The organism is Rhodococcus sp. NPDC059968 (assembly GCF_042738615.1).
GTDB lineage: Bacteria > Actinomycetota > Actinomycetes > Mycobacteriales > Mycobacteriaceae > Rhodococcus_F.
Window position 1 is genome coordinate 1 of the sequence record NZ_JBHWUE010000194.1, and the last position, 8,138, is coordinate 8,138.

General features: G+C 66.7%; 8 protein-coding genes. 5 read left to right on the top strand and 3 right to left on the bottom strand.

Going from position 1 to position 8,138, the window contains the following annotated elements; all coding sequences use genetic code 11:
• Positions 1–111: 111 nt before the first annotated feature.
• Both ACFWAY_RS52325 and ACFWAY_RS52330 read right to left on the bottom strand, forming a co-directional pair.
• Positions 112–1,512 (bottom strand): MFS transporter, encoded by a 1,401-nt coding sequence (locus tag ACFWAY_RS52325; protein WP_378452212.1) that lies wholly within the window; start codon positions 1,510–1,512, stop codon positions 112–114.
• 121 nt (positions 1,513–1,633) lie between these two features.
• Entirely contained in the window at positions 1,634–2,311 is a 678-nt protein-coding gene (locus ACFWAY_RS52330; protein WP_378452213.1) for a TetR family transcriptional regulator, read from the bottom strand.
• A gap of 109 nt (positions 2,312–2,420) precedes the next feature.
• Between ACFWAY_RS52330 and ACFWAY_RS52335 the strand changes: the two genes are divergently transcribed.
• Positions 2,421–3,335: a shikimate dehydrogenase gene (locus tag ACFWAY_RS52335; RefSeq protein ID WP_378516337.1), complete on the top strand. Its 915-nt coding sequence runs from the start codon at positions 2,421–2,423 to the stop codon at positions 3,333–3,335.
• Between the two features lie 34 nt (positions 3,336–3,369).
• Positions 3,370–3,861, top strand: coding sequence for a metallophosphoesterase family protein (locus ACFWAY_RS52340; protein ID WP_378452215.1), 492 nt, complete (start codon positions 3,370–3,372; stop codon positions 3,859–3,861).
• 16 nt (positions 3,862–3,877) lie between these two features.
• Here ACFWAY_RS52340 and ACFWAY_RS52345 read toward each other — a convergent pair whose 3' ends face one another.
• Positions 3,878–4,897, bottom strand: a complete 1,020-nt coding sequence (locus tag ACFWAY_RS52345) for an Lrp/AsnC family transcriptional regulator (protein WP_378452216.1) — start codon at positions 4,895–4,897, stop codon at positions 3,878–3,880.
• 142 nt (positions 4,898–5,039) lie between these two features.
• Between ACFWAY_RS52345 and ACFWAY_RS52350 the strand changes: the two genes are divergently transcribed.
• The 3 genes from ACFWAY_RS52350 to ACFWAY_RS52360 form a co-directional block, all read left to right on the top strand.
• Positions 5,040–6,425, top strand: a complete 1,386-nt coding sequence (locus ACFWAY_RS52350; protein WP_378452217.1) for an MFS transporter — start codon at positions 5,040–5,042, stop codon at positions 6,423–6,425.
• Positions 6,422–7,630 carry an amidohydrolase gene (locus tag ACFWAY_RS52355; RefSeq protein ID WP_378516338.1) on the top strand — a complete coding sequence of 403 codons (1,209 nt, stop codon included), beginning with the start codon at positions 6,422–6,424 and terminating at the stop codon, positions 7,628–7,630. Before ACFWAY_RS52350 ends, ACFWAY_RS52355 begins: the two co-directional genes overlap by 4 nt.
• Positions 7,627–8,138: aromatic amino acid lyase (locus tag ACFWAY_RS52360; protein ID WP_378516339.1), on the top strand; the 512-nt coding region annotated here is incomplete at its 3' end. The genes ACFWAY_RS52355 and ACFWAY_RS52360, both read left to right, overlap by 4 nt.

Below are 8,138 nucleotides of genomic sequence, written 5' to 3' on the forward strand. Positions count from 1 at the left end.
ATGGCCGGCGGCGACGAACTCGAAGCACTCACCCACGAACTGCGGCGTTAGGCACCGACACGACGATGCGCCCGGCACACGTGCCGGGCGCATCGTTCGTTTCCGAGTGGGTCAGACCTTCGCGTTCGCTTTCGCCTTCGTGAGCGCGACGTCCTCCTTGTCGAGGTCGAGCAACGGAGTGCGGGAATTCTCCTTGGCGGTGGAGGCAGAAGCCGCGGCGACGAGCGCGCAGACGGCGGTGAAGATCGCCACCGGCACCCAGTTCTTCGGGTCGGAACCGCGCAGGGCCTGGGCGATGGTCGGTGCGAACCCGGCGAGAGCGAAACCGAGCTGCGTGCCGATCGCCATGCCGGAGTAGCGAACCCGCGACGAGAACATCTCGGCGTAGAACGCCGGCCAGATGGCGTTGGTCCCGGCGTAGACGCCTCCCATCAGGAGGATGCCCGCGAGGAAGATCAGCGCCACGTTGCCGGTGCCGATCGCGGCGAAGTACAGGAAGATTCCGGCGGCCGAGCCGATCGCGCCGCCGATGAACACCGGCTTGCGGCCGATCCGGTCGGACAGCATGCCGAGCAGCGGCTGCGAGACCAGGGCCACCGCGTTGGCGGCGATCGCGACCCACAGCATGGTCGTGCGGCTCATCCCGATCTCCGGGGTGGTGGCGTAGGCGAGGCCGAACACGGAGAACACCGTGCTGACGACGGCGATGAAGGCGCAGAAGACCACGCGGAGAACGTCACGCCAGTGCGTACGGAAGAGGTCGACGACGGGCAGCGGGGCGGGCGCCTCGTCCAGGGCTTCCTTGTTGGCGAGGAAGATCTCGGGCTCTTCGAGCTTGCGGCGCACGATGTAGGCGACGACGAGGACGAGGAGGCTGCACCAGAACGGGATGCGCCAGCCCCAGCTGTAGAGGCTCTCGTCGGGCAGCGCCGCGACGGGGATGAACGCGAGGCTCGCGACGATGAAGCCGGCCTGGGTGCCGGTGAGCGTCCAACTGCAGAAGAAGCCGCGACGGTGAGCGGGGGAGTGCTCGAGGGTGAGTGAGCCCGCACCCGACTGTTCGCCGGCCGCGGAGACGCCCTGGCAGATGCGCAGGAGTACCAGTAGCGCCGGGCCGACCATCCCGGCCTGCTCGGACGACGGGAGGCAGCCGATCAGGAAGGTGACGACGCCCATGAGTACCAGGCAGAACATCATCACCTTCTTGCGCCCGGCCCGGTCGCCGAAGTGTCCGACGAACACGGCACCGATCGGACGCGCGACATAGGAGATGCCGAACGTGGCCAGCGACAGCAGCAGCGGATTCTTCGATCCCTCGAAGAACACGTGCGGGAACACCAGCGCAGCAGCCGAGGCGAAGATGTAGAAGTCGTAGTACTCGAGCAGGCTGCCGAAGAAGGCGGCCTTCGCGGCCTTCTTCGCGTTGGTGGGATCAGCGTTGGGGTCGACGGAGGAGCGGCCTTTGCCGTCACCGTTTCGACCGGAGACGCCGGTGCCGTAGTCGATGGTCATCGATACTCCTGGGGAGCGAGGAATGTGAACACTGGCGGCTCGAACGAGCAGGTGTTCTAGGTCGTACAAGCAAGGTAACCCAGGTCACAGCCTCGAGTCAATAATGGTCGAAATAGTTAGTTCATACCCTCCCGGGTTGCTGCAGGTAGGCCAGGACGACGTCGCCGATCATCGCGCGCAGGTGGGGGCGGTTCTCCGCGCCGGTGAGATCCCAGTCGAACAGCGCCTTGAACGTGTACCGATTCGCCACCCGGAAGACGCAGTACGAGCTGATGAGCATGTGGATGTCGAGCGCCGTCGTGTCGGTGCGGAAGATGCCCGCCTCCTGCCCTCGCTGGAGAATCCGCTCGAGCGTGCGAATCGCAGGCGCCTGCGTCTCGGGAAGTCCCTCGGCCTGGACGAGGTTGACGCCGCGATTCGTGTTCTCGATCGCGACGAGACGGATGAAGTCCGGGTGAGCCTCGTGATGGTCGAACGTCAACTCGGCGAGCGCCCGGATCGCCTCGGTCGGCTCGAGGTGGTCGACGTCGACCTGGGACTCCTCGTAGCGGATCTCCTCGTAGGCGCGCTGCAGGACTGCCCGGTACAGGCCCTCCTTGTCGCCGAAGTAGTAGTAGAGCATCCGCTTCGTGGTGGCGGTCTTCGCCGCGATCTCGTCGATGCGGGCCCCGGCCAGACCCTTGTCGGCGAATTCCGTCATGGCCACCCGCAGGATGTTCTCCCGGGTCTTCTCGGGGTTGCGGGTCCGTTTGACCGTCTCCTTCTCGGAGGTGGCGCCCGTCGTCTTACTTCGTGTCATCCCTGAAACTCCTGCCTGTGCTGTCTTCCGCGCGGTATGGAGGTATGCTACCGTGACATAACTCACTAGATAGTTAATTAGTTCCCACCCTCTCCCGGAAGTGATCGCCATGACCTCTCGTGACCTCGATGCCCCCACCGCTCACCCGTCCTACCTGTGCGGTCTGATCGGCACCGGGATCTCGAAATCGCTGACCCCGTCCCTCCATGAAGCCGAGGGTCGCGCGCAGGGCGTCGGGTACGTCTACCGGATCTTCGACCTCGACACACTGGGCATGGGAGTCGAGGGACTGCCGCAGCTCCTCGCGGCCGCCAAGCTCCTCGGGCTCAACGGGCTCAACATCACGCACCCCTGCAAGCAGGCGATCATTCCGCTCCTCGACGACCTGTCCGACGACGCCCGCAAGCTCGGCGCGGTCAACACGGTGCACATCGACGGCGGGCGCCTGATCGGCCACAACACCGACTGGTCCGGATTCGCGCGCAACATGGACGAGGGCCTCGAAGGCGCGCCCATGAACCGCGTCGTGCAACTCGGGGCCGGCGGAGCCGGTGCGGCCGTCGCCTACGGCGCGCTCACCCGGGGTGTCGGACACTTCACGATCATCGACGCCGATGCTGCGCGCTCGAGGGATCTGCGCGACTCGCTCGCCGACCTGTTCCCGGACCGGGAAATCGCTGCCGGTGACCTTTCCGCCGTTCCTGCTGCGGTCGGTGCGGCGCAGGGCCTCATCCACGCGACGCCGATCGGCATGGCGGCCCACCCCGGCATGGCACTCGACGCCGCACTGCTGCGCCCCGACCTGTGGGTCGCGGACGTCGTCTACCGTCCCGCCGAAACCGAACTCCTCCGCCGCGCCCGCGAGATCGGTGCCCGGACCCTCAGCGGAATCGGCATGACCATCGGTCAGGCCGTCGACTCCTTCCGGATCTTCACCGGACTCGAGCCGGACGCCCAGCGGATGCGTGAGCACATGGGTCTGCTGTTGCAGGCAGAGGACGCCGCCGCCCTCGCAGGCGCGTAGGGGTCGCGCCCGCCACGTGGCGCAGACTGTCACGGTGAGGTTATTGCTGCTGGCCGACACCCACGTCCCGAAGCGGGCGCGCGACCTGCCCGCCCGGGTGTGGGACGAGGTCGACCGCGCCGACGTGGTGATCCACGCCGGCGACTGGGTCGATCTCCCCACGTTCGAAGCGTTGCGGGCGCGATCGGCGCGGCTCGTGGCGTGCTGGGGCAACAACGACGGCGACGACCTGCGCGCCCTGATGCCCGAGCGGGCGGATGTGACCCTCGCCGGCGTGCGCATCACCGTCGTGCACGAGACCGGAGCCTCCGCTGGCAGGGAGAAACGCATGTCCGCCGCCTACCCGGACACCGACGTCCTGATCTTCGGGCACAGCCACATCCCCTGGGACACCACCACGGAAACCGGTCTGCGACTGCTGAACCCGGGATCGCCGACGGATCGACGGCGCCAGCCGCACTGCACCTACATGACCGCCACCGCCCGCGACGGGGAACTCGGCGACGTCGACTTGCACCGGTTGTGAGTTGTCCGGACGACCTTCAGTACGCAGCCAACGTGATCACGCCAGTGGTACGGCCGAGGGGGTCGAGTACGTGCCCGCCCCTCTTGTACATGTGCAGGGTGATGAACCTGTCGGTGATCACGAGTGACGGGAGTTCGCGTGTCACGGCGGCCTCGAACGGCGCGATCTCGGCTGCCGCCCGAAACCACATGGTGGCGACGATCGTCGACGTCCCTGTGACAGCCTCGACCACACGGCATCTGGGCATGCGGCCCAACAGGTTTCCCGCTGTGTTCAGCTCACCCGGCGGAACGGTCATCATGAAGGTCGTCGGCACGACGGGCCCCAGAAGTTCGGGAGCTCCCTCGCATCGCAGAGCGACACGGCCCGAGTCCGTCATCCTCTCGACTCGGCGGCGCGCGGTCGGCCCTGTCGTCCCGCACCGAGCGGCGAGATCGGTCCAGGATTGCCGGCCGTCCGTCGCCAGGACCTGAAGCAGTGCCCGGTCGAGGTCGTCGAGTGAGGGAAGCGGTGTCCTACGGGTGGAGGGGGTCGGCCGCACCAGGCGAGTGGACTGTTCCAGGTCCAGCGCCTGTACCCGCCACCGCGAACCCTCCCGGTAGGTGGTCAGCGCGACCATCGATGTCACCGCGGTGATTCCTTCGATTCGTTCGATCCGGTCGTCGAGAAGCCGAGCGAGATCTGCGATGCCGGGAACGAACACGTCGAGAAGGAAGTCCGCAGCGCCGGTCGTGCTGGACAGGGTCGCCACAGCCGATTCGGCGACCAGTGCCCGGGCTACGTCGCGCTTCGCCTGAGGTCTGCAGTGGACGGCCAGGAATGTGGCACATCCCTGGCGAACGAATGCCGGGCCGGGTACCACCGCAACCCACGCGGAACCGCGTTCGGTCAGCAGCTTCCACCTTCTCGCGAGTGTCTTCGGTGTATGCCCGAGGGTCTGAGCCAGCTCTGCCCAGTCGACTCGCGGGTTCAGCTGGAGGGCATCGGTGATGGCGAGATCGAGCTCGGTTGCGATCGCTGACGTTACATCCGGCATTTTTCTGGTCCTCTTCTGTGAGAAACCGGTCATCTTTCCAGATTAGTGAGGTGGGCCACCGAGAGTTGTCGCAGCGCGGGTGCGCAACCTGGAACAACCAGGCACAGCGAAGTCGAGGTCGATGATGCGGACAATATCGGTTGTGGGTGAGGACCTGAGGGGAAGGCGGCTCCCGGTCGGGGCACTACTGGGCTCGATGGCCACCGTCGAGTTGCTCAGCGGCGTCACGCAGGGCTATCTCACACCACTGCTGCCGTCGCTCGGCGACAGCCTCCAGATCACGGCATCCGGACAGACCAGGATCTATCTGCTGTCCCAGTTGGCGTTCGCGATCTGGACACCACTACTCGCCAAACTGGGCGATTCGTTCGGGTACCGCCGCTTCCTGCGCCTCTCCATTGCCCTCGTCGCTGCCGGGTCGCTGATCATGGCGATGTGGCCGAGCGTGCTGACGATCTCGGTCGGTGTCGTACTCCAGGGTGCGGTCGTGGGCTTCATGCCGCTCCTGATCGGGATCCTGCGACATCAGGCGCCGGCGAGTCGCCGTACCGGAGTCGGCCTACTGGTCGGCGTCCTCACCGCGGCGGTCGGCATCGGCGGTGTCATCGCGGGCTCCCTCAGCGAGCGGTCGGCGACACTCGGGCTGTGGGTCGCGGTACCGGTCGCGGTCCTGGCGGTGATCGCCGGCTTCCTCATCCCCGATGGTGCTCCACGGTCGGGCGGCCGTATTCCGCTCGTGTCCTTCGCTCTGCTGTCGCTCGGTCTGGCCGGTGTGGTGGCCGCCCTGTCGCTCGGTGCAGACTGGGGATGGACGTCGGGCGAAACGATCGGATCGATGTCTGTTGGCGTCATCGGTCTCGCTGCGTGGATCCGCGTCGACTCGAGCTCGAAGTTCCCGATGGTGGATCTCCGCATGCTCGTCCACCCGCCCGTGGCCGTCGTCTCCGGGGTCACCTTCTGTCTGGCCTTCTCGACGATCGGTTTCTTCGGTGCGAATGCAGTCTTTCTCGGGTCCTCGCCCGACGACAGCGGATTCGGCCTCTCCTACGGGCCTCGCGCGATTGCGCTCGTCGCACTGGCTCTCAACGTGTTCGCGCTCGCGAGTTCACTCTCCACAGCGACGATGCTGCGCAAGCTGGGCGAACGGCAGACACTAGCCCTGTCGGGCGCCCTGATCGCAACCTCTTTCGGCAGTGTGCTCCTCTGGCATTCGTCGGCGCTCCAGTATCTCGCCGCTATCGCTCTGCTCGGCATCGGTTTCGGGGGCTACCAGGCCTCGACGCGCGCCCTGTGCGTCGAATCGGTACCCGACCGCGAGACCGCGATGGCGGCGGGGATCAACGAACTCGCGCTCTCGATGGGTGCGGCGATCGGAGCGGCCACTGTCGGCGCAATCCTCTCCGCGACCAGCACTTCCGCGGGGGTGACAATGCAGTCCTACGTGTGGCTGTGGTGCGTGTGTGCAGCGGTCGCCCTCGTGGGGGCCGGCCTCGGACTGTGCTACCGCAAGGGAGCGAACCTCTCATGACGGACCGAAGGGCGCTCGTCCCAGCCGATGTTGCGGCGAAGATCGAGTCCTCGGTGAAGAACTGGTCCGGCGCACTGATTACCCTGAGTCACAGCCTCCATCACGAGCCGGAACTGGCATTCGAGGAACATCGATCGGTATCCAAGATCATCGACCTCGCGGAAGGTGCCGGGTTCGAGACGGCGACAGGCGTCGGGGGCCTGGCGACGGCCTTCGTCGCGACCAGGGGTACCGGCGCCCTCACCATCGGCTTCTGCGCCGAATACGACGCGCTTCCCGAGATCGGCCATGCGTGTGGGCACAACGTCAACGGCGCCGCCGCGGTGGGTGCGGCGATCGCGTTGGCGGAGGTGGCGGACTCCCTGGATGTCCGGATCAAGCTCGTGGGAACCCCTGCCGAGGAAGCGGGCGGCGGGAAGGCCATCCTCCTGAGAGCCGGTGTATTCGACGATGTCGCCGCCGCCATGATGGTGCACGCGGGCGGGCGGGACGAGGTGGGCGGATCCTCCCTGGCGATGAGCCAGTGGACGGCCGAGTACATGGGCCGGTCCTCGCACGCCGCGACCGCTCCGTGGCTGGGCGCCAACGCGCTCGACGCGGTAGCGGTCGCGTACAACGCCGTCGGACTCCTGCGTCAGCAACTCGAGCCCGGCCTCGTCGTATCGATCATCGTCACCGACGGCGGGCAGGCCTGCAACGTGATTCCGTCGAATGCTCGAGTGGCAGTGGAGATTCGAGCGACATCGACGACCAAGCTCCGGCAGGTGCAGGCGAGAGTGCGGGCATGTCTCGAAGCCGGTGCACTCGCAACGGGCACGGACGTCACCATCACACCCTGTGGCGAGGACTTCGCGGAATTGCGACAGGACGATTTCATGACCCGCGCATACTCCCGGGCGATCGGCGCCCGCGGCCGGACCGCCCTGTCTCGGGCGGGCGACCACATCGCGTCGACGGATATGGGAAACGTCTCCCACGTCCTACCCGCCATCCACCCGACCATCGGGTACGACGTCGGTGATGCCGCACATCACACGGCCGAGTTCGCACTGCACGGCACCTCCCCGTCCGCCGACGAAGCGGTACTGGACGGGGCAATCGCGATGGCGGTGGTCGGGGCGGAACTCGCCCTCGATCGAGATCAGCGCACACGACTGCTCGACCGCGTCCAGAATTCACACCTCCGAAGGGAAGAAAAAGTATGAGCGTCGATACCGCTGCGCGTCACGGAGACGACTGCGCAAGCACCGAGGAGATCGTCGTAGTCGGCGTCGGAGCGGTCACACCGGAGCAGGTGCTGAGTGTCGCTCGCCGAGGCGCCGCCGTGACGCTGTCCGAAGATGCGCTCCTTGCGATGAGCGAGTCACGGCGGCGCATCAAGGATCTCGCCGAGGATCCGAAGCGCGTCTACGGAGTGTCCACCGGTTTCGGGGCCCTCGCCACCCGGCACATTCCGCTTCGATTGCGCGCCCGATTGCAGCGCAGCCTGATCCGCTCCCACGCGGCGGGGTCGGGTCCCGAGGTCGAGCGAGAAGTGGTGCGGGCGTTGATGTTGTTGCGGTTGTCGACCCTGGCCACCGGGCGCACGGGGGTGCGCCCAGAGGTTGCGCGTGTCTATGCGTCGCTCCTGTCGGCCGGCATCACACCCGTGGTCCACGAGTACGGCAGCCTCGGATGCTCGGGTGATCTGGCGCCGCTGGCCCATGTCGCGCT

Coding starts and splice junctions, on each gene's coding strand:
- ACFWAY_RS52330 (WP_378452213.1), bottom strand. CDS start 2,311: ATGACACGAAGTAAGACGACGGGCGCCACCTCCGAGAAGGAGACGGTC.
- ACFWAY_RS52355 (WP_378516338.1), top strand. CDS start 6,422: ATGACGGACCGAAGGGCGCTCGTCCCAGCCGATGTTGCGGCGAAGATC.
- ACFWAY_RS52335 (WP_378516337.1), top strand. CDS start 2,421: ATGACCTCTCGTGACCTCGATGCCCCCACCGCTCACCCGTCCTACCTG.
- ACFWAY_RS52325 (WP_378452212.1), bottom strand. CDS start 1,512: ATGACCATCGACTACGGCACCGGCGTCTCCGGTCGAAACGGTGACGGC.
- ACFWAY_RS52345 (WP_378452216.1), bottom strand. CDS start 4,897: ATGCCGGATGTAACGTCAGCGATCGCAACCGAGCTCGATCTCGCCATC.